Origin of the sequence: Achromobacter sp. SD115, from assembly GCF_017355315.1 — a bacterium.
Lineage (GTDB): Bacteria > Pseudomonadota > Gammaproteobacteria > Burkholderiales > Burkholderiaceae_B > Achromobacter > Achromobacter xylosoxidans_B.
This window is the reverse complement of sequence record NZ_JADIJM010000013.1, coordinates 158,959-180,293: the sequence shown is the minus strand read 5'-3', so window position 1 is coordinate 180,293 and position 21,335 is coordinate 158,959. Positions and strand designations below refer to the sequence as shown.

General features: G+C 67.5%; 19 protein-coding genes. 15 read left to right on the top strand and 4 right to left on the bottom strand.

Annotated features, from left to right (window positions below; genetic code table 11):
* Nucleotides 1–209: 209 nt before the first annotated feature.
* Entirely contained in the window at nt 210–1,028 is an 819-nt protein-coding gene (locus IPU70_RS19405; protein ID WP_207469450.1) for an IclR family transcriptional regulator C-terminal domain-containing protein, read from the bottom strand.
* A gap of 138 nt (nt 1,029–1,166) precedes the next feature.
* Between IPU70_RS19405 and IPU70_RS19400 the strand changes: the two genes are divergently transcribed.
* From IPU70_RS19400 to IPU70_RS19370, 7 genes are all read left to right on the top strand, one after another.
* On the top strand, nt 1,167–2,744 hold the full coding sequence (locus IPU70_RS19400) for an alkaline phosphatase family protein (protein ID WP_207469449.1): 1,578 nt from the start codon (nt 1,167–1,169) through the stop codon (nt 2,742–2,744).
* A gap of 50 nt (nt 2,745–2,794) precedes the next feature.
* Nucleotides 2,795–3,763: a tripartite tricarboxylate transporter substrate binding protein gene (locus IPU70_RS19395; RefSeq protein ID WP_207469447.1), complete on the top strand. Its 969-nt coding sequence runs from the start codon at nt 2,795–2,797 to the stop codon at nt 3,761–3,763.
* Between the two features lie 72 nt (nt 3,764–3,835).
* Nucleotides 3,836–4,330 carry a hydroxyquinol 1,2-dioxygenase gene (locus IPU70_RS19390; protein ID WP_207469445.1) on the top strand — a complete coding sequence of 165 codons (495 nt, stop codon included), beginning with the start codon at nt 3,836–3,838 and terminating at the stop codon, nt 4,328–4,330.
* Between the two features lie 29 nt (nt 4,331–4,359).
* On the top strand, nt 4,360–5,373 hold the full coding sequence (locus IPU70_RS19385; RefSeq protein WP_207469443.1) for a hydroxyquinol 1,2-dioxygenase: 1,014 nt from the start codon (nt 4,360–4,362) through the stop codon (nt 5,371–5,373).
* Nucleotides 5,374–5,408: 35 nt separating this feature from the next.
* Complete coding sequence (locus IPU70_RS19380; protein WP_207469442.1) at nt 5,409–6,869, top strand: aldehyde dehydrogenase family protein; 1,461 nt, start codon at nt 5,409–5,411, stop codon at nt 6,867–6,869.
* A gap of 9 nt (nt 6,870–6,878) precedes the next feature.
* The gene (locus IPU70_RS19375; RefSeq protein ID WP_207469440.1) at nt 6,879–7,751 is read left to right on the top strand and encodes an intradiol ring-cleavage dioxygenase; all 873 of its coding nucleotides are present in this window, start codon (nt 6,879–6,881) and stop codon (nt 7,749–7,751) included.
* Entirely contained in the window at nt 7,726–8,130 is a 405-nt protein-coding gene (locus tag IPU70_RS19370; protein ID WP_207469438.1) for a Rieske 2Fe-2S domain-containing protein, read from the top strand. Before IPU70_RS19375 ends, IPU70_RS19370 begins: the two co-directional genes overlap by 26 nt.
* Here the strand turns inward: IPU70_RS19370 and IPU70_RS19365 are convergent.
* Both IPU70_RS19365 and IPU70_RS19360 read right to left on the bottom strand, forming a co-directional pair.
* Nucleotides 8,064–9,092 (bottom strand): histone deacetylase family protein, encoded by a 1,029-nt coding sequence (locus tag IPU70_RS19365; protein ID WP_207469436.1) that lies wholly within the window; start codon nt 9,090–9,092, stop codon nt 8,064–8,066. The two genes, IPU70_RS19370 and IPU70_RS19365, sit on opposite strands and share 67 nt — an antisense overlap.
* On the bottom strand, nt 9,089–9,814 hold the full coding sequence (locus tag IPU70_RS19360) for a GntR family transcriptional regulator (protein ID WP_242702591.1): 726 nt from the start codon (nt 9,812–9,814) through the stop codon (nt 9,089–9,091). The genes IPU70_RS19365 and IPU70_RS19360 overlap by 4 nt, the downstream gene beginning before the upstream one ends.
* A 171-nt stretch (nt 9,815–9,985) precedes the next feature.
* Here IPU70_RS19360 and IPU70_RS19355 point away from each other — a divergent pair, with 171 nt between their 5' ends.
* The 8 genes from IPU70_RS19355 (at nt 9,986) to IPU70_RS19320 (ending at nt 18,544) form a co-directional block, all read left to right on the top strand.
* Nucleotides 9,986–10,777, top strand: a complete 792-nt coding sequence (locus tag IPU70_RS19355) for a class II aldolase/adducin family protein (protein WP_242702590.1) — start codon at nt 9,986–9,988, stop codon at nt 10,775–10,777.
* Between the two features lie 36 nt (nt 10,778–10,813).
* Entirely contained in the window at nt 10,814–12,379 is a 1,566-nt protein-coding gene (locus IPU70_RS19350; protein WP_207469434.1) for an ABC transporter substrate-binding protein, read from the top strand.
* Between the two features lie 27 nt (nt 12,380–12,406).
* Nucleotides 12,407–13,381 (top strand): ABC transporter permease, encoded by a 975-nt coding sequence (locus IPU70_RS19345; RefSeq protein WP_207469433.1) that lies wholly within the window; start codon nt 12,407–12,409, stop codon nt 13,379–13,381.
* Nucleotides 13,378–14,223, top strand: a complete 846-nt coding sequence (locus tag IPU70_RS19340) for an ABC transporter permease (protein WP_207469432.1) — start codon at nt 13,378–13,380, stop codon at nt 14,221–14,223. Before IPU70_RS19345 ends, IPU70_RS19340 begins: the two co-directional genes overlap by 4 nt.
* Entirely contained in the window at nt 14,220–15,869 is a 1,650-nt protein-coding gene (locus tag IPU70_RS19335) for an ABC transporter ATP-binding protein (RefSeq protein WP_207469431.1), read from the top strand. The genes IPU70_RS19340 and IPU70_RS19335 overlap by 4 nt, the downstream gene beginning before the upstream one ends.
* A complete protein-coding gene (locus IPU70_RS19330; protein WP_207469430.1) occupies nt 15,866–16,843 on the top strand; it encodes a glyoxylate/hydroxypyruvate reductase A in 978 nt (325 codons plus the stop codon). Before IPU70_RS19335 ends, IPU70_RS19330 begins: the two co-directional genes overlap by 4 nt.
* A gap of 85 nt (nt 16,844–16,928) precedes the next feature.
* Entirely contained in the window at nt 16,929–18,119 is a 1,191-nt protein-coding gene (locus tag IPU70_RS19325) for an NAD(P)/FAD-dependent oxidoreductase (RefSeq protein WP_207469428.1), read from the top strand.
* Nucleotides 18,116–18,544: a DUF1641 domain-containing protein gene (locus IPU70_RS19320; RefSeq protein ID WP_207469425.1), complete on the top strand. Its 429-nt coding sequence runs from the start codon at nt 18,116–18,118 to the stop codon at nt 18,542–18,544. Before IPU70_RS19325 ends, IPU70_RS19320 begins: the two co-directional genes overlap by 4 nt.
* A 146-nt stretch (nt 18,545–18,690) precedes the next feature.
* On the opposite strand, the gene clpB is transcribed toward IPU70_RS19320, so the two are convergent.
* Nucleotides 18,691–21,297: an ATP-dependent chaperone ClpB gene (clpB, locus tag IPU70_RS19315; protein WP_013394846.1), complete on the bottom strand. Its 2,607-nt coding sequence runs from the start codon at nt 21,295–21,297 to the stop codon at nt 18,691–18,693.
* Nucleotides 21,298–21,335: the final 38 nt, after the last annotated feature.

The window sequence follows — 21,335 nt, the reverse complement described above, 5'->3', positions numbered from 1 at the left end:
ACATAAAAAAAACAATAATGCTTTATAGAATGAAAATTTCGTTGATATTATTCGTGTAAACCCTAGGTTTTTTATATTTTAAGTACATTAAAAAAACATTACTTGAACTAGGCCTGTTCCCAGCCCGTTGCAACCGGACGCGCGCAAGCGCCGCGCCACGCGGGGCAGACGCCGGATTGGCGCATGCGCTAGCGATGGTCGACGGTCGTTCAGGTGCGCCGGACCATGCCGGCGGAGATGGCTCGCGCCGTGCGGCACAGCGGCTCCAGACACTGCTCCACCATCTGCCCGGTCGAGCGCACGCCCTGGATCCACACGATGTTGACGCAGCCGTACAGCTTTCCCGGCGCCGCCATGATGGGCACGGCAATGGCCTCCAGCCTGTCGTTCTGGTCCTTGCGGGTCTTGTCGTAGTCGCCGCCGAAGCGCTGCTCGCGCAGGGCATAGCCCTGGCGGCGCGTCTGCTCCAGCAGCTTGGCCACGGCGGCGCAATCGTGCGCCAGCGCGTCGCCCTCGCGGCGGCTGCGGCGCAACGCCTCCAGGATCGAATCGCGCTCTTTGTCGGCGCAGAACGCCAGATAGGCCCGCCCCACCGCGGAGCGCAGCATGTTGATCTGGAAGCCGATGTTGTCGCGGCGGATGGTGAAGTACGACTGGCTGCGATTGGTTTCGCGCACGATCATGGCGCTGCCGCGCCGCACCGTCAGGTCCGACGGCCATAGCACCTCCGCCTGCAGGCGGTCCAGCTCGGGCGCCGCGCATTGACCCAGCAGGTCCAGCACGCGCGCGCGCCGGCTGGGTTCATTGAGCGAGCTGGCCGGGCAGAAATAGTCGTCGGCGATCCGCCGCCAGATCAGCCCGCGCAATTGCAGCGTCGCCAGGATGCGCAGCAGCGTGGCCTTGGCATAGCCGGTGCGCACATGCAATTCCTGCAGGCTTGCGCCCTGCGTGGCGCGCACTTCGTCCAGCACGATCAGGCCGCGCTCCAGCGCGTCTATGGTCTTCACCTTCGGCGTCCAACGGCTCATTGCGCCCTCTTTCCGCATATCTGGAAATTTCACCCAGTGAAACTCTAGCAAAACCTGCTTGAGCCGCCCAGCCCCCTCGAAATATCGTGGCGTCTATCGAAAGCCGTGGTGGCTGGCGGAACCGGACGAGAGGCGGGAATGAGCGGACAGGCTGTACGCAATGTGCTCTGGATCATGTGCGACCAACTGCGCTGGGACTATCTGTCCTGCTATGGACATCCGCGCCTGCGCACTCCCAATATCGACCGCCTGGCCGCCGAAGGCGTGCGCTTCGACAATGCCTTCGTGCAAGGGCCGGTCTGCGGTCCGTCGCGCATGTCCTACTACACCGGCCGCTATGTCACCAGCCACGGCGCGGTGTGGAATTTCGTGCCCATGCCGGTCAGCGAAATGACGCTGGGCGACTATCTGCGCCCGCTGGGCGTGCGCGTGGCGGTGGCCGGCAAGACCCACGTGGAAGCCGACAAGGCCGGCATGCGGCGCCTGGATATGGACCCGGCGAGCGCCACGGGCATCCTGGCGGCGCAAGGCGGGTTCGAGCCCTATGACCGCGACGACGGCATCTGGCCGCCGGGCTTCAGCGATGAATCGCACCGCTACACGCAGTACCTGCTCCAGCAAGGTTACGACGGCGCCAACCCCTGGCACGACCACGCCAATTCGGCGCTGGGCGCCAACGGCGAGATCCTGTCCGGCTGGAACATGCGCTATGCCGGCCTGCCGGCGCGCGTCGCCGAGACGGACTCCGAAACGCCCTACATGACGCGGCGCGCGATCGAGTTCATGGAGCAGAGCGGCGAGCAGCCCTGGGTGCTGCACCTGTCCTACATCAAGCCGCACTGGCCCTATGTCGCGCCCGCGCCGTACCACGCCATGTACTCGACCGACGACATGCTGGCGGCCAAGCGCATTGCGCGCGAACTGGAGAATGCGCACCCCGTGCTGCATGGCTTTCGCCAGGCGGAGGTCAGCAGGAACTTCTCCTGCGACCAGGTGCGCGAGACCGTGATACCCACCTACATGGGCCTGATCAAGCAGCTCGACGACCAGTTGGGCGTGCTGTTCGACTATCTGCGGCGCAGCGGCCGCGACCAGGACACCATGGTCATTTTCTGCAGCGACCATGGCGACTACCTGGGCGATCACTACCTGGGCGAAAAAGAGCTGTTCCACGACTGCGTGGCCAAGGTGCCGCTGATCGTGCGCCTGCCTGGCGACGGCGCCCGGCGCGGCGCCGTGGAATCGCGGCTGGTGGAAGCCATAGACCTGGTCCCCACCATCCTGGACGCCCTGGGCGCGGAGATCCCCGACCACATCCTCGAAGGACGCTCCCTGCTGCCGCTGCTGCGCGGCGAGGAACCGGCAGACTGGCGCCGCGCCGTGTACTCGGAAAACAACTACGCGTTCCGCGACTTCGTGCGCGAGCCGCTGGGCCGCCCCGCCGACGGCTGCCACACCATCATGGTGCGCGACCACGATTGGAAGTACGTCCATTTCGAAGGCCTGCGCCCGCAGCTATTCGACTTGCGCGCCGACCCCGACGAATACGACGACCTGGGCGCGGATCCCGCGCACGCGCCCATCCGGGAACGCTACCAGGCCATGCTGTTCGACTGGCTGCGCAACCGCAAGATCCACCCCACCGTCAGCCACGCCGCCATGACGGGATGGACACGCAAGGAGGAATCGGCCGGCATCCATATCGGCAGGTGGTAGCGCAGCGCGCCCGGACCAGGACGCCTGAAAAATAATCGTCAGGAGACAGCATGAAACCGCATTTACTTGCGCTGGCAGCCTGTGTGGCCGCCAGCACGGCGTCGCACGCCCAGCCGAAGCAGGAGTGGCCCACGCGCGCCATCCGCATCGTGGTCGCCTTTCCCGCGGGGTCGCCGGGCGACACGGCGGCGCGCATCGTGGCCGACGCCGTGGGACAGTCGCTTAAGCAGCCGGTCATCATCGAGAACCGCCCGGGCGCGGGCGGCAACATCGGCGCCGAAGCGGTGGCCCGGTCGCCCGCCGACGGCTACACCTTTCTCGAAGCGCCGGACACGGTCGTCACCATCAACCCGGCCATCTACCGCAAGCTGAACTTCACGGCCGACGACCTGACGCCCGTAGTCGCGCTGGCGAACTTCAACCAGATGCTGGTGTGCTCGCCCGCTACGGGCCTGCGCACGCTGGCGCAGCTGGACGCGCAGGCCAGGAAGACACCCGGCGCGCTCAGCTATGCCTCCGGCGGCCAGGGGGTGCCGGGCCATCTGGCCATGGAGCTTTATCTGTCGGGCGCAGGGCTGGACATCCTGCATGTGCCCTACAAGGGGCCGTCGCCCGCCACCCAGGACGTGCTGGCCGGGCAAGTGCCCTGCGGCTATCTGGCGTCGCCCGTGGTCGCGCCCTACGTCGCGGCCGGCAAGCTCTATGGGCTGGCGGTGTCAGGCAGCGCGCGCTCGGTCCAGGCGTCGGACGTGCCGACCATGCAGCAGGCGGGCGTGGCCGGCTACGACGCCACCTTCCGCGAAATGCTGTTCGCGCCCAAGGGTACGCCGGCCGCCATCGTGCAACGCATGAATGAAGAGGTGGTGCGAGCCCTGGCGCTTCCCGAGGTGAAGCAGAAGCTGCAAGGCAACGACCTGGATCCGCAGCCCGAATCGCCCGACGCCACCGCGCTGCGCCTGCGCGAGGACGCCGCCAAATGGACTGCAGTCATCCGCAAGATCAACCTCAAGGTGGACTGACCCGCCCGCACCGCTCCCGCCGTGCGCGCCACTTCCGCCGCGCGCACGGCATTTCCCGACACAGGAGGCCACATGAACGCCGCAACACCCGCCACCGTCTTCGGCTCGCTGAAGGACTACCGCAAGGGCTCGATCGAGATCACGCAGGGCTCGCCGCGCCACTACGTCTTTTCCAACATCTTCGAGGTGGCGGCCAACTCCGCGCCCTACGAAAAAGTCGTGGTCGGCAAGAACCTGGAGTACGTCATCGAAACCCTGCGCGCCGAGGGCGTGTCGCCCTGGTACGCGTGCAGCCATGACGAGTTCGCCATCCTGATGGACGGCCAGGCCCAGGTCGAGTTCCTGGCCCTGGACCAGCCGCCCGCCACCGCGGACGGCACCGTGCTGGCCGGCCAGGCTCCCGCCGGCAAGCCCATGGGCCGCGTGCTGCTGGGTCGCGGGCACCAATGCCTGCTGCCCGCCGGCTGCGCCTACCGCTTCACCGCGCCGTATCCGGGCGTGCTGCTGATACAGACCCGCGCGGGCGAATTGTCCGTCGAGAAGTGGGCGGACATCTGCCTGCAATAAGCCCCCTCTTTTCCTTCAGGAGTACCGATATGGCCATGCTGGACACACACGCTCCCTCTTTCGCCGCCGGTAAAGTCGCCGCCGGCGCCGCCGACGCCGCGACCGGCTACAAGCGCTTCGACCTGGGCGCGTTCACCTTCATCCGCGACGAATACTTCGTCAAAGTCCACTGGCCCTCCAAAGGCCAGATCCGCACCCACGCCATCCCGGCCGATGCCTTCCTGCGCGCGCTGATGCGCGACGTGGCCTGGGGCTTCTTCTACGGCTGGGTCAACTTCGACCACGTGTTCGGCACGCGCAACCATTACGGCAAGGTGGACGTGTACGCCGGTTCGTTCAACGGCGTCATGAAGGCGGCAGGCGTGGACTACACCGAGACCTTCGACACCCCGCTCATCATGGCCACCTTCAAAGCCATGCTGCACGACTGGACCAACGAAGGCTTCGATCCCTTTGCCGCGCCCGAGGAGACCGGCTCGGCCTTCGGCCGCAAGCACGGCGACAATATCGCCGCCATCGAGCGCTCGCGCATCGCCACGCGGCGCATGCCGGGCCTGCCGGAAGACTCGCCGCTGCGCGACGACCTGCCGGTCAACCGGGCCTTCGCCGACGTGACCCAGGATGAGCCGCAGATCCATGCCGAACCGGGCTACGAAGGCGCGCTGCATGCGTTCAGCCTGTTCAAATACCTGTCGCGCTCGGACGTCACCTGGAATCCTTCCGTCACGTCCGTTTGCGGCGCCAGCCTGTTCTGCCCGACCACCGAGGAATTCATCCTGCCGGTGTTCCATGGCAACGACCGCGTCGAATGGTTCCTGCAGCTGTCCGACGAGATTGTCTGGGACATCGGCGACAAGGACACCGGCGCACCGCGCGCCCGCGTCACCATGCGCGCCGGCGACATCTGCGCCATGCCCGCCGATATCCGTCATCAGGGCTATTCCACCAAACGCTCGATGCTGCTGGTCTGGGAAAACGCGACCCCCGACCTGCCCCAGCGCTACGAAAGCGGCGAACTCGCGCCCTACCCGGTCGCGTTCTGAATCCGCCCCCTTCCACTCATTACGTACCCAGAGCCATGCAGAACAAACTCTTTGTCGACGGCCGCTTCGTGGACGCCGCCGCCGGCGGCACGATAGACGTGCTCAACCCGCACGACGCCACCCTCATCACCGCCATCGCCGCGGCCGAAGCCGAAGACGTGGACCGCGCCGTAGCGGCCGCGCAGCGCGCCTTTCCCGCCTGGTCGCGCATGGCCGCCGCCGAACGCGGCCGCCTGCTTCTCAAGCTGGCCGACCTGATCGAAGCCAACTCGGAAGAACTGGCGCAGCTGGAAACGCTGGACACCGGCCATCCGATACGCGACACGCGCGGCCTGGACGTGCCGCGCACCGCCGGCTGCTTCCGCTACTTCGGCGGCATGGCCGACAAGCTGCAAGGCAGCGTCATCCCGGTGGAAGCCGGCTTCCTCAACTACGTGCAGCGCGCGCCCATTGGCGTGGTCGGCCAGATCGTGCCCTGGAATTTCCCGCTGATGTTCACCAGCTGGAAGCTCGGCCCCGCGCTCGCGGCCGGCAACACAGTGGTGCTCAAGCCGTCTGAACTGACGCCGCTGTCGACCTTGCGCATCGCCGAACTGATGGCCCAGGCGGGCTTTCCCGCAGGCGTCGTCAACATGGTCCCCGGCTACGGCCACACGGCGGGACAGCGGCTGGCCGAACATCCCGACGTGGGCAAGATCGCCTTCACGGGATCCACCGCCACCGGCCGCCGCATCGTGCAGGCGTCCCAGGGCAATCTCAAGCGCGTGCAGCTGGAACTCGGCGGCAAGGGCGCCAACATCGTGTTCGATGACGCCAACCTCGACGCCGCCATCAACGGCGCGGCCTGGGCCATCTTCCACAACCAGGGCCAGGCCTGCATCGCGGGCTCGCGGCTGATGCTGCACGAGAAGATCGCCGATGCCTTCCTGGAGCGTTTCACGGCGCTGGCCAACTCCATCCGCCTGGGGGATCCGCGCTCGCCCGACACCGAAATGGGTCCGCTGACCTCGGCCCAGCACCGCGACAAGGTGCTGTCCTACGTGAACATTGCCGCCGAACAGGGCGCGCGCGTGCTGGCGGGCGGCTCGGCGCCGGGCGGCGAGCTGGCCCGCGGCTACTACGTCGCGCCCACCATCGTCGAAGCCAGGCCCCAGGACCGCGTCGCGCAGGAAGAAGTGTTCGGCCCATTCGTCACCGTGCTGCGATTCGGCAGCGACGAGGAAGCGCTGAACATCGCCAACGCCACCGACTACGGCCTGGGCAGCGGTTTGTGGACGCGCGACCTGGCGCGCGCCCACAAGCTGGCGGGCGCCATCCACGCCGGCATGTGCTGGATCAACTGCTACAAGCGGGTCAATCCCGGCAGTCCGTTCGGCGGCGTGGGCCAGTCGGGCTATGGCCGCGAGATGGGCTTCGAGGCCATGCATGACTACACTGAGGCCAGGTCCGTGTGGGTCAATGTGGACGCCGCCGTGCCGCCGCATTTCAAGCGCTGAGGAGCCGCCATGAACCCTGCCCTGCCGAACGCCGAAACCGCCTTGACCGACACGGTCGCCGCAGCCTTCGCCCAGACGCCGGACCCCAGGCTGCGCCAGCTGATGCAGTCGCTGGTGCGGCACCTGCACGCCTTCGTTGCCGACGTCGAACCCACCGAGGCCGAATGGATGGCTGCGATCCGGTTCCTGACCGACACCGGCCAGATCTGTGACGGCGCGGTGCGGCAGGAGTTCATCCTGCTGTCCGACACGCTGGGCGTGTCGATGCTGGTGGACGCCATCAACCACCGCAAGCCCGGCCAGGCCACCGAAAGCACGGTGTTCGGCCCCTTCTACATCGCCGGCATGCCCGAACGCGCGGCCGGCGAGGACATGGCGCAGACGCCCGGCGAGCCCGCGCTGGTACACGGGTACGTCCGCGACACCGAAGGCCGGCCGCTGGCTGGCGCCGTGCTCGACGTGTGGCAGACGGCCGCCAACGGCATGTACTCGGGCCAGGACCTGGAGCAGCCGCAAGGCAATCTGCGGGGACGCTACCGCAGCGGCGAGGACGGCTACTACGCGATCCGCACCATCCTGCCGGTGTCCTATCCGATCCCGGGCGACGGTCCGGTCGGCCGCATGATGGCGGCGACAGGCCGCCACATCTTCCGGCCCGCGCACCTGCATTTCATGATCGACGCGCCGGGGCAGCAGCGGCTGGTCACCCATCTGTTCAATGCCGCGGATCCGTATCTCGAGTCGGACGCGGTGTTCGGCGTGAAGCCTACGCTGGTGCTGCAATACGACCGGCAACACGCGGATTCGGCGTTGGGCCGGCGCCATGGATTCGATTCGGACTTCCACGAGGGGCGCTATGACTTCGTGCTGCCCCGCGCTTGAATCCGCAGCGGAGGCAGCGCTGTGCCGGGTCGAGGACATTCCGGACGGCGGCTCGCTGACGCTGGACATGGGCGGGCAGCCGGTGATCCTGCTGCGGCGCGGGCAGTCGGTCTGGGGCTACCTGAACCGCTGCCCGCATTTCTCCGTCACGCTGAACGCCGCGCACGGCGCGGTCCTGACCTATGAGGCCCGGGTGCTGATGTGCGCGCATCATTCGGCCTTGTTCCGCTTCGAGGACGGGCTCTGCATCGAAGGCCCTTGCCAGGGCGCGGCGCTGGATCCGCAAGCGCTGCGGGTAAACGCAGGGCGCGTCTACGCGGCCGACTCGAAGCCGCGCAGCGCACTGGCAAGGTTCGGCCCCAGGTCGTCCGACAGGTAGCCGCCCTCCTGCACCAGCACGGTGGGCAGGCCCAGCGACGCCACCTGGGCCAGGATGGCCGCGAACCCGTCGGTGGTCACGGCCAGTCCCTTGTAGGGATCCTTCTCGTGCGCGTCCAGCCCCAATGCGACCACCAGCGCCCCCGGCGCGAACGCCTGGATCTCCAGGCAAACCCGCCGCAGCGCGGCCAGATAGCCCGCGTCGCCCGTGCCGACAGCCAAGGGACGGTTGATGTTGTAGCCCAACCCGTCGCCTTCGCCCGTCTCGTGCGCATGGCCCACGAAAAACGGTGTGGTGTTGTAGGCGTCCGCATGCAGCGACACCGTCAGCACATCCGGGCGGCGGTAGAAAATGCCCTGGGTGCCGTTGCCGTGGTGCACGTCCAGGTCCAGGATCGCGACCCGCTGATGCACGCTCCTCAGGTACTGCGCGGCGATGGCCGTGTTGTTCAGGTAGCAGAAGCCGTTGGCGCGTTCGGTGTAGGCATGATGTCCGGGCGGGCGGCACAGCGCGTAGGCCGCGCGTTCGCCGTCCAGCACCAGCCGCGCGGCATGGGTGGCGCAATGCGCGGACCAGACCGCCGCTTCCCAGGTGCCCGCGCCTATCGGACACGCGGTATCGCCCATGTGATACCCCGCCAGGCCCACGATGTGTTCGGGATAGGCGCAGGGTTCGCCCGGAAAGGGATGCACGTTCGCGATCACCTCGTCCGAGGCGTCGGGCAGCTCGCGCCAGCGGGCATGGGCGGTTTCCAGGAAGCGCAGGTACTGCGGCGTATGCACGGCGGCGCGCGGGCCGGCGCCGTGCTCGTCCGGCGCGATGATCTCGTGCCCCGCGCCGCGCGCCGCGGCCAGCAAGCGGGCGCCGCGCTCGGGCTGCTCATTGCTGCGCTTGACCTTGCCGCGCGCGATGAAGAATTGCGGATCGTGGAGGTGGTGCTTGTCACTGTAGACGACCTTCATGGTTTTGCTGCGCCCCGAGTCTTGTCGCCCGGCCCGCCATGCTGCGAGACGAACAGGTTGCGGACGTGCTGCCAGGCATCGTCCAGATGGACCTTCATGCAGGCCTGGGCGGCCTCCACGTCGCGTCGCGCCAGCGCGTCCAGGATGGGCTGGTGCGTGGCCGCCACCATCTCCGGATCCTGGTAGACGTTGTCGATCAGCGAAATGATCATGCGCATCTCGGTCTGGGTACTGGAGAACAGGCGCAGCAGATAGGCATTGCCCGAGAGTTCGCAGATCAGGGTGTGGAAGCTCAGGTCCAGTTCGATGCGGCGGTGCTGCGGCGCGTCCGCGGCCTCGGCCATCATCAGCGCCAGCAGGTCCTTCAGGCGTGCCAGGCCAGCGGCGTCCGCGTGTTGGCAGGCCGCCGCCACGGCGGTCAGTTCCAGGCTCAGGCGCACCTGGAACAGGTCGTCGACCTCGCGCACCGACATGTCGCGCACGAAGAAGCCGCGCCGCGGCTTGGACACCAGGATGCCCTGGCGCTCCAGGCGGCGCGAAGCCTCGCGCACCGGCGCGCGGCTGATCGCCATTTGGCGCGCGATCTCGGCTTCGACCACGCGGCTGCCGGGCGGCAGCCGGCCCTGCACGATGGCCTGGGTAAGCCGGTCCTCGACCACGCCGACCAGGTCGGGAACATTGACGGATTCGAAGGGAGTTGCGGGGTCCGGAGTGGCGGGCATGGCGGATTCTGTCTCGGTCTGGGGTGTGGAAATGCACAAGGCGTCAGCTATATAGCACCCCATTTTTCAATAGCATATCAGTGTTACTGCTAACTGTCGACAGTTGACGATCGACGCATAATCCTTCGCATCCGGTCCGCCACCGCGGCCGAACTCACCAAGGACGCATGTATGGTCACTTCCCTCGACACCGCGCCGCAGTCCATGAGCGCGGCAGAGTGGCAGACCCGCCAGGATCTCGCCGCGTGCTATCGGCTGACCGCCCATTTCGGCATGGACGACAGCATCTACACCCATATCTCGGCGCGGGTGCCGGGCGAGGAAGGCGCGTTCCTGATCAACCCCTACGGCCACCTGTTCCGCGACATCAGCGCGGATTCGCTGGTCAAGGTCGGCATGGATGGCGTCGCCGTCGCGCCCACACCCTATGACGTGAACCCTGCCGGCTTCACCATCCACAGCGCCGTGCATATGGGCCGCCCCGAAGCCGGCTGCGTGCTGCACACGCACACCGTCGCCGGCGTGGCCGTGTCTTCGCTGGCCTGCGGCCTGCAGCCGGTCAACCAGTGGGCGCTGCAGTTCTACGGCCGCGTCGCGTACCACGACTACGAAGGCATCGCCCTGGACCTGGAGGAACGCGAACGCCTGGTCGCGGACCTGGGCCAGCACAAGGCCATGATCCTGCGCAACCACGGCCTGCTGACCGTCGGCGCCACCGTCGCCGAAGCCTTCATCCTCATGCTCAACCTGGACCGCGCCTGCCGCGTCCAGCTGGCGATCCAGGCAACCGGCCAGGCGACCTACCCCGTCAGCCCGCAAGTCAGCGAGAAGACCGCCCGGCAGTACGCCAGCGGCGACACCAACCGCCTGCCCGGCTCCACCGATCCCAGCGAACGCGAATGGCGCGCGCTGCTCAAGCTGGTGACGCCCCCGTCCAGCGTTCCCGCCGCGCCGCGCGCCTGAACCGCCCGCGCCGCTCCCCGACTCCAGGAGAACCTCATGAATCGTCGCGACTTTCTGATCGCCAGCGCTGCCACGGCTGGATGGTGGAGCGGCAGCGCCGCCCTGCCCGCATGGGCCGCAGCCGCCCGCAACGGCGTGCTGAACATCGCCGTGCAGCCGGAGCCGTCCGGCCTGATGCTGGGCATCATCCAGAACGGTCCCACCCAGATGATCGGCGGCAACATCTATGAGGGCCTGCTGCGCTACGACGAAAAGCTGGAGCCCATGCCCGGCCTGGCGGCCTCCTGGACGGTGAACGATACGGCCACCGTGTACACCTTCACGCTGAAGCAAGGCGTGCTGTGGCATGACGGCAAGCCGTTCAACGCGCACGACGTGGTGTTCAGCGTCGACCAGTTCCTGCGCAAGACCCATGCGCGCCTGCGCGCAGGCCTGGCCTTCGTGGACAGCATCAAGGCGCTGGACGACCATACGGTGGAGTTCCGCCTGCCGCGCCCCTTCGCGCCCTTCCTGGGGCTGTTCGAGGTCGGCACCATGCCCATGGTGCCGCGCCACATCTACGAAGGCACGGACTTCCAGAACAACCCGGCCAACAACACCCCCATCGGCACCGGTCCCTACAAGTTCAAGGAATGGCGCCGCGGCTCGTACATCCAGCTGGTGCGCAACGCGCAATACCACGAACCCGCCGTGCCCAACGTGGACACGCTGTACTTCCACGTGATCCCGGACGCGGCCTCGCGCTCGGCGGCCTTTGAGTCCGGCAAGCTGGACGTGCTGCCCGGCGGCACCGTCGAGTACTTCGACATCGCCCGCCTGAAGGGCCTGCCCAACGTCGAAATCACCACCAAGGGCTGGGAGTTCTTCGGCCCCCACTCCTTCATGTGGCTCAACAACCGCAACCCGGTGCTGGCCGACGTGCGGGTGCGCCGCGCCATCATGTACGCGCTGGACCGCGAGGCCATGCGCAACGTGGCCTGGTACGGCTTCGGCAAGGTGGCCACGGGTCCGTTCAACAGCACCGTGCGCTACCACACCGATGAAGTCACCAAGTATCCGCGCGACCTGGCGCGCGCCAAACAGCTGCTGAAAGAGGCCGGCTACAAGGGCCAGACCCTGCGCCTGCTGCCGCTGCCCTATGGCGAAACCTGGCAGCGCTTTGCCGAAATCGCGCGCCAGAACCTGGCCGAAGCCGGCATCAAGCTGGAGATGACCGCCACCGACGTGGCCGGATGGAGCGAAAAGACCGCCAACTGGGACTACGACATCGCCTTCTGCTACCTCTACCAGTACGGTGACGCGGCGCTGGGCGTGGCCCGCAACTACCTCACGTCGGCCATCGCCAAGGGTTCGCCCTGGAACAACGTCGAGGGCTACAGCAATCCCAAGGTCGACGACCTGTTCGAGCGCGGCTCACGCGAAGCCGACCCCGAAGCGCGCCGCCGCCTGTACGAGGAAGTGCAGCGGGTGCTGGTGGACGAGGTGCCGGTGGCCTGGCTGCTGGAACTGCAGTTCCCCACTCTGTACCGCAACAACATCAAAAACCTGATCAATTCAGGCATAGGCTTGAACGACAGCCTGGCGCGCGCCACGCTGGCCTGACGCGGCCATCCGTACCGGGGGAACGCCATGAAGAAACTCGCTTACCTGATGCGCCGTGTGGTGCAGGGCCTGCTGGTGCTGGCACTGATCGCGGTCATCAACTTCCTGCTCATCCGCGCTGCGCCCGGCGACCCTGCCACCGTCATGGCGGGCGAAGCCGGCGCGGCCGACGAGGTCTTCATGGCGCAGCTGCGCGAGCGCTTCGGGCTCGACAAGCCCCTGCCACAGCAATTGGCGAACTACCTGGGCCATGCCGCGCGGCTGGACCTGGGCGAGTCCTACCGCCAGCAGCGGCCGGTGATGAGCCTCATCGCCGAGCGCCTGCCGGCCACCTTGCTGCTGACCATGACAGCCTTTGTCATCTCGCTGAGCGCGGGGGTGGCGCTGGGCGCGTGGACCAGCGCCCGCGCCGGGACCTGGGTCGACAGCCTGGTCAGCACCTTGTCCATGCTGTTCTACGCCACGCCGCTGTTCTGGCTGGCGCTGATGGCGGTGCTGCTGTTTTCCGTGAAGCTGGAATGGCTGCCCGGCTTCGGCTTCGAAACCGTGGGCGCGGGCTACTCGGGCCTGGCGCGGGCGGCCGACATCGCGCGCCACCTGGCGCTGCCCGCGGCCACGCTGGCACTGTTCTACATGGCGGTCTACGCGCGCATGACGCGCACCTCCATGCTGGAAGTGGCGCAGATGGACTTCGTCAAGACCGCGCGCGCCAAGGGCCTGTCGCCGCGCCGCATCCAGCGCCACCACATCCTGCGCAACGCGCTGCTGCCCGTCATCACCCTGGCCGGCATCCAGGCCGGCTCCATGGTGGGCGGCACCGTGCTGATCGAAACCGTGTTCGCCTGGCCCGGCATCGGCCGTTTGATGTTCGACGCCCTGGTGCAACGCGACTACAACCTGCTGCTGGGCACCTTCCTGATCACTGCCGCACTCGCCGTGGCGTTCAACATCGTCACCGACCTGCTCTACACGTTGGCCGACCCGAGGATAGAACTGCAATGAACAACGGATTCTGGCGGCGCTTCCGCCGCAACAAGGGCGCCCTGGCCGGCCTGGCCGTGATGGCCGCGGTGCTGCTGCTGGCGCTGGCCGCGCCGCTGATCGCGGCGCATGATCCCTGGGCCATGGTGCAACGCCCCTTCCTGCCGCCGCTGGACATGGCCAGCCTGCCCTTCGGCACCGACACCATGGGCCGCGACATCGGCTCGGGCTTGGCCTATGGCGCGCGCGTGTCGCTGCTGATCGGACTGATCTCGACGCTGGCCGGCCTGCTGATCGGCGTGTCCGTGGGAGCCCTGGCCGGCTACTACGGGGGCTGGATCGACAGCGGCCTGATGCGCTTCACCGAACTGTTCCAGGCCATCCCCAGCTTTGCGCTGGCCATCGTGCTGGTGGCGATATTCCAGCCCTCGGTGGGATCCATCGTCACCGCCATCGCGCTGGTCTCGTGGCCGCCCGTGGCGCGCCTGGTGCGCGGCGAATTCCTGACGCTGCGCCATCGCGACTTCGTCCACGCGGCGCACCTGGCGGGCGAATCCAACCTGCGCATCATCGTCACCCAGATCCTGCCCAACGCCGCCGCGCCCATCGTGGTCATGGGCTCGCTGATGGTGGCCACCGCCATTCTGCTGGAATCCAGCCTCAGCTTCATGGGCCTGGGCGACCCCAACGTCATGAGCTGGGGCTACATGATAGGCGCGGCGCGTACCGCCTTGCGCCAGGCCTGGTGGATCAGCCTGTTCCCGGGCGTGGCCATCCTGTTGACCGTGCTGGCGCTGAACCTCGTGGGCGCGGGCTTAAGCGACGGCCTGAACACCCGCCTGGACGCAAGGAGCCGCGCATGACGCCCACGCCATCGTTGCTGGACATCCGCGGCCTGAGCGTCCGCCTGCCCGCCGGCGCCGACCGTGCCCTCGCCGTCAAGGAAGTCAGCCTGTCGGTCGCGGCCGGCGAGACGCTGTGCATCGTGGGCGAGAGCGGTTCGGGAAAATCCATGATCGCCAATGCGGTGATGGGTCTGCTGCCGCAGCCCCTGGTGGCGCCCGTGGCCGGCAGCATCGCCTTCCAAGGCCAGGACCTGCTGGCGCTGCGGGAGCCGCAATGGCGCGCGCTGCGCGGCAACCGCATCGGCATGATCTTCCAGGACCCGATGTCGGCCCTCAATCCCGTCATGCGCATCGGCGAGCAGCTCGAGGAAGCGTTGGACGCGCACCTGAAGCTCGCGCCCGCCGAAAAGCGCGCCCGCATCCTCGCGGCCCTGCGCGACGTGCGTCTGCCCGACCCCGAGGGCATCGCCGCCAGCTACCCCGGACGCCTGTCGGGCGGGCAGCGCCAACGCGTCATGATCGCGTGCGCGCTGATGTTGGAACCGGCCTTGCTGATCGCCGACGAACCCACCACGGCGCTGGACGTCACCACCCAGGCGCAGATCCTGGAACTGATCCGCGACCTGCAGGCCAGGCAAGGCACGGCGGTGCTGTTCATCACGCATGACTTTGGCGTGGTGTCGCAGATCGCGGACCGCGTGGCCGTCATGCAAACGGGCGCAATCGTCGAGGCCGGCGACGCCGCCGATGTCCTCGGCAATCCGCGGCACGATTACACCCGCAAGCTGATCGCCGCCATTCCGCATGGCATGCCGGCGGCAGACTGCGCCGTCGAGCCGCAGCCGGTGCTGCTGGACGTGCGCGACCTGAGCAAGACCTATGCGTCCGGCGGCGGCCTGTTCCGGCGCGCCCGGCAAACCGCCGCCATGCGCGGCATCAGCTTCACCCTGCAGCGCGGCGAGGTGCTGGGCCTGGTGGGCGAATCCGGCTCCGGCAAATCCACGCTGGGCCGTTGCATCGCCGGCCTGCTGGCGCAGGATGAGGGCGAGATCCTGTTCAATGGCCAGGCCCGCGGCGCGCGGCCGGCGCCGGGACGCGTACAAATGGTCTTCCAGGACCCGCAGGCCTCGCTCAATCCGCGCCACACCGTCGGCCGCTCGATCATGGCCGGCCCGCTGGCGCAAGGCATGGCGCCACAACGCGCCCGCGAGCGCGCGGCCGAACTGCTGCGGTTGGTCGGCCTGAACCCGGACGCCGCCAACCGCTATCCGCATGAGTTCTCCGGCGGCCAGCGCCAGCGCATCGGCATCGCGCGCGCGCTGGCCTCCGAACCCGAACTGATCGTGGCGGACGAGCCCGTATCCGCGCTCGACGTATCGGTGCAGGCCCAGGTGCTGGACCTGTTCGCCAATGTGCGCAGGCAGTTCCAGCTCAGCATGCTGTTCGTGACCCACGACCTGCGCGTGGCGGCGCAGATGTGCGACCGCATCGCCGTCATGCAGCAAGGCCGCATCATCGAATGCGGCCCCGCCGCGCAGGTCATCCGCGCGCCCAGCCAGGCCTACACGCGAGAACTGGTGCAGGCCGTACCCGACTTCGCCAGCATCATTTCCGGGCGGGCGCGGCTCACGGGCCGCTCGCGCCTGGTAGAGGTGGCGGCATGAGCGCGGTCCTGCATTCCGCCGCGGCCACAGACCGGCCGCCCTGCATCGCGCTGCTGAGCCGGGTGCTGGATATGCGCTACCTGGTACCCGCGTTCCAGGCCCTGCGGCCCGATATCGAATGGCGTACCGCGGACGATCTGGGCGATCCGGCCCGGATAGACGCGGCGGTCTGCTGGCTGCCCCCGGCCGGCCTGCTGGCCACGCTGCCCAACCTGCGCCTGATCCAGTCCATAGGCGCGGGCGTGGATCATATCTACACCGATCCCGCGGTGCCGCGCCAGGTGCCGGTATGCCGCGTGTCCGAAGCCGGCATGACCGCGGGCATGAGCACCTACGTCGCCTGGGCCGTGATCAACCATCACCGGCACTTTCCCGATTACGTGCGCAATTGCGCGGCAGGCATCTGGCGTGAAAGCCCCATCGTGCCGCCGTCGGAGCACCGCGTCGCCATCGCCGGACTGGGCCGGCTAGGCCTGGCCGCAGCGCGCGCGCTGTCGGCCCTGGGCTACCGCGTATCGGGCTGGAGCCGCACGCCCAAACCCGATCTGCCCGCGGATATCACCGGGCATCATGGCGCCGGCGGTTTGCCCGCCCTGCTGGCCGAGGCCGACACCCTGGTCTGCCTGCTGCCCTTGACGGACGAGACCCGCGGCTTCCTGGGCGCGGCCACTTTCGCGCAGTTGCCGCGCGGCGCCCACGTCGTCAACGCGGGCCGTGGCGAACACCTGGATCCGGAGGCCCTGCTGGCGGCGCTGGACAGCGGCCAGCTGTCCCATGCCACGCTGGACGCCACGCCGCAGGAGCCCTTGCCGCCCGAGCATGCGCTATGGCGCCACCGCAACGTGCTGGTCACGCCGCACATCGCCACGCGCACGCCGGCCGCCGCGATCGCCCGCCAAACCCTGGAGAACCTGAAGACGGTGCAGGAGGGCCGGCGGCCCGACACCTGCGCCGACGCGGCCTTGGGATACTGAACTGCCGGTTGACTCGCCCCGCCGGGCTTGTTAAACACACAGACGCATTGCACTTGCCCCAGAATCTCTCCATAAGAGGTGGTTTATGAACAAGCGTATTGTTGTCGTAGGCGGCGGCGTAGGCGGCACCATGCTCGCCAATCAGCTGGCCGGAAAGCTCTACCCCGAGATCACGCGCGGCGAAGTCTCCATCACGCTGCTCTCGGATACGCCGGACCATTACTACAAACCGGCATTCATGTATGTGGCCTTCAACCTCTTCTTCCAGGAAGAGCTGAAACGGCCGGAACGCTCCCTGCTGCGGCCCGAAATCGAATTCCGCGTCGACAAGGTCACGCGGTTCCATTTCGACAGCCAGGAAGTCTCCACCCAGAGCGGCAAGCGCTACGGCTACGACTATCTGGTCATCGCCACGGGCTGCGTGCCGTCTCCCGAGCGCATCGAGGGGCTGAAGGAAGCCGGGGATCATTTCTACCAGTACGCCCCCGCCAGGCAACTGGCCGACCGCCTGTCCCGCATCGAGCGCGGGCGAGTGTTCATCAGTGTCACCTTCCCCAAGACGCCCAACGTCCCGCACCAATGCGGCATCGCGCCCATTGAAACCACGTTGATGCTGGACGACTACCTGCGGCGGCGCGGCGTCCGCGACAAGATCGAAATCGTCTACACCTACCCGACCACCTCGCAGCTGCTGCGCAACTGCCTGTTCCTGCAACGCCCGACCTGCGAAGTGCTGCCCGCCATCTTCGAGCAGAAAGGCATACAGTTCCAGCGCGGCTTCACGCTGTCGCGGGTCGATCCGGAGCGGCGCATCGCCTATTCGGAGGAAGGCGGCGAGCAGCCCTTCGACATCCTCATGGCGACGCCGCCGATACGCGCCGTGGACGTGGTGCTGGAATCCGGCGTGTCGCAGGCCGAGAACAATGAAGGCTGGCTGCCGACCGATCACGAGACTCTGCAGGTCTACGGGCTGCAGAACGTCTACGTCATCGGCGACACCGTCGACCTGCCAGTCAGCAAGGCGGGCGGTTCCTGCCATAACCAGGCGCCGGTCGTCGCCAACAACATCGCCGGCGAAATCCGCCTGGGCCGCCCCTGCAGCGCCTATGACGGCCGGGTGCAGGCGGTAGCCCAGATGGGGCTGAACGCCGGCATGCCGCTCTGGTACGACTACACCCACGACGTGCTGCCCACGCCGCCCACCAAACTCGGCGGCCTGCTGCGCCACGGGTTCAACCGCGGCCTGTACTGGGCCGTCGCAAGGGGAATGCTATGAACGCGCCGCACGAAGCAAGCGCCGCCCAGGCCGCCGATACGCCATCCGCGTTCCTGGGCGGCGGGCCAGGCGCGCGCGCGCTGGCCGACAGGCTGGGGCTGCTGGCCGAAGCCGGACGGCTGGACAACATCGCCGACCTGCTGTCGCTGGCCTCGGACCTGGTGGACCTGCTGGACCAGTCCATGGTGGAAAAGCTGGCGCTGCTGTCGGAACAGGCCAGCAGCGCCGCCTGGACCGCCGCCAACACGCTGCGCGACGCCCATGCCCGCACGCTGCAGGAAGCCCGACCTCCCAGCCTGACGGGCCTCATCGGCCTGCTGCGCGACGAGGACACGCGCCGCGGCATGGCCGTGGTGCTGCGGGCGCTGCAAACGCTGGGCCGGCAGATGGCGGCGCAGCGCAAGGACTACGCGGACGTTTCCTGAAGCTGCGCCGCGCGGCCGCACGCCTCATGGCGTCCGGCCATCCGCGGATACCAGGACCGCGCATGTAAAAACCCCCGGCAGCTGGATTTCAGCTACCGGGGGTTTTTTCAATGCGCGGCGGTATTCCCGCCGCGCGCCGGACCTGTTTACTGCAAGGTCCGCGTGAAGACGAACTGCCCGTCCTGCCAGTCCACCGGCACCACGTCGCGCGGACCGAAGCGGCCTTCCAGGATCAGCCGCGCCACCGGGTTCTCGATCTGCTGCTGGATCGCGCGCTTCAAGGGGCGCGCGCCGAACACCGGATCGAAACCAGAGCGGGCCAGTTCCGCCAGCGCGGGTTCGCTCACTTCGAGGCGCATCTCCTGCTTTTCCAGGCGCTCGCCCAGGCGGCGCAACTGGATGCGGGCGATCGACTCGATGTGCTGCGCTTCCAGGCCGTGGAACACCACCACTTCATCGATGCGGTTCAGGAATTCAGGACGCAGGGTCTGCTTGAGCTCGTCCCACACCACTTCCTTCACCACGTCGTAGGGCTTGCCCGCCAGGCTCTGGATATGGTGCGAGCCCAGGTTGGACGTCATCACGATGACGGTATTGCGGAAGTCCACCGTGCGGCCCTGGCCGTCGGTCAGACGGCCGTCGTCCAGCACCTGCAACAGCACGTTGAAGACGTCCGGGTGGGCCTTTTCCACTTCATCCAGCAGGATCACGGAATACGGCTTGCGGCGCACGGCCTCGGTCAGGTAGCCGCCCTCTTCGTAGCCCACGTATCCGGGCGGCGCGCCGATCAGCCGCGCCACGGAGTGCTTCTCCATGAATTCGCTCATGTCGATGCGGATCATGTGCTCTTCCGAGTCGAACAGGAACTCGGCCAGGGCGCGCGTCAGTTCGGTCTTGCCCACGCCGGTGGGGCCCAGGAACAGGAACGAACCATAGGGCCGCGACGGATCCGCCAGTCCGGCGCGCGAACGCCGGATGGCGTCGGACACCAGCCGCACGGCCTCGTCCTGGCCCACCACGCGCTTGTGCAAGTATTCCTCCATGTGCAGCAGCTTCTCGCGTTCGCCCTGCATCATCTTGGATACCGGAATACCGGTGGCGCGCGACACGACCTCGGCGATTTCCTCGGCGCCGACGCGGGTGCGCAGCAGGCGCGGACGCCCTTCGCCGCCCTCGGCATCCTCGGCCGCTTCCGCGGCGCCCACTTCGGCCGCCTTCAGGCGCGCTTCCAGGTCAGGCAGCTTGCCGTACTGCAGCTCGGCCAGCTTGTCGAACTGGCCCTTGCGCTGCAGTTCCGCCATTTCGGCGCGCACGCTGTCGATTTCTTCCTTGATGGCCTGCGTGCCTTGCACGGCCGCCTTCTCGGCCTTCCAGATTTCCTCGTAGTCGTTGTATTCGCGTTGCAGCTTTTCGAGTTCGTCCTCGATCACGCCCAGGCGGCGCTTGGAAGCGTCGTCGGTTTCCTTCTTGACGGCCTCGCGCTCGATCTTGAGCTGGATGATGCGGCGGTCGAGCTTGTCCATCACTTCCGGCTTGGAATCAATTTCCATGCGGATGCGCGCGCCGGCCTCGTCGATCAGGTCGATGGCCTTGTCGGGCAGGAAGCGGTCGGTGATGTAGCGGTGCGACAGTTCGGCCGCGGCCACGATGGCCGGGTCGGTAATTTCCACGCCGTGGTGGATTTCATAGCGCTCCTGCAGGCCGCGCAGGATGGCGATGGTGGACTCCACGTCGGGCTCGTCGACCAGCACCTTCTGGAAGCGCCGCTCCAGCGCCGCGTCCTTCTCGATGTACTTGCGGTATTCGTCCAGCGTGGTCGCGCCGATGCAATGCAGTTCGCCGCGCGCCAGCGCCGGCTTGAGCATATTGCCCGCGTCCATCGCGCCTTCGGCCTTGCCCGCGCCCACCATGGTGTGGAGTTCGTCGATGAAGACGATGTTGCTACCGTCGTCCAGCGACAGCTCCTTCAGCACGGCCTTCAGGCGTTCCTCGAATTCGCCGCGGAACTTGGCGCCGGCCAGCAGCGCGGCCAGGTCCAGCGACAGCACACGCTTGCCGCGCAGGGTTTCGGGAACTTCGTCGTTGACGATGCGCTGCGCCAGGCCTTCGACGATAGCGGTCTTGCCCACGCCGGGTTCGCCGATCAGCACCGGGTTGTTCTTGGTGCGTCGCTGCAGGATCTGGATGGTGCGGCGGATTTCATCGTCGCGGCCGATCACCGGATCGAGCTTGCCTTGGCGGGCCCGCTCGGTCAGGTCCATGGTGTACTTGGACAGGGCTTCGCGGTTGGATTCGCCTTCCGCGCCGGAGACGTTCTCGCCGCCGCGCACGGCGTCGATGGCGGCTTCCAGGGCCTTTTTCTGCAAGCCCGCATCGCGCAGGATGCGGCCGGCGTCGCCCTTGTCGTCGGCCAGGGCCAGCAGGAACAGCTCGCTGGCGATGTAGGTATCGCCACGGCGCGCGGCTTCTTTGTCGGTGCGCGTCAGCACCGCCTGCAGGTCGCGGCCGACCTGGACGTTGTCGTCGCCCTGCACCTGCGGCAGGGACTTCAAGGCGCTGTCGATGGCCGACTGCACCCGGTTGACGGCCACGCCGGCGCGCGCCAGCAGACTGCCCGCGCCGCTGTCGGAATCCGACAGCAAGGCGGAGAGCACGTGGATGGGCTCGATATAGGGGTGGTCGTTGCGGGCGGCCAGACTTTGGGCGTCGGCCAGGGCTTGCTGGAACTTGGTGGTCAGTTTGTCGAATCGCATAATGGTCGTTTGGCTTGTTGGGGAGCCTGACCGATACG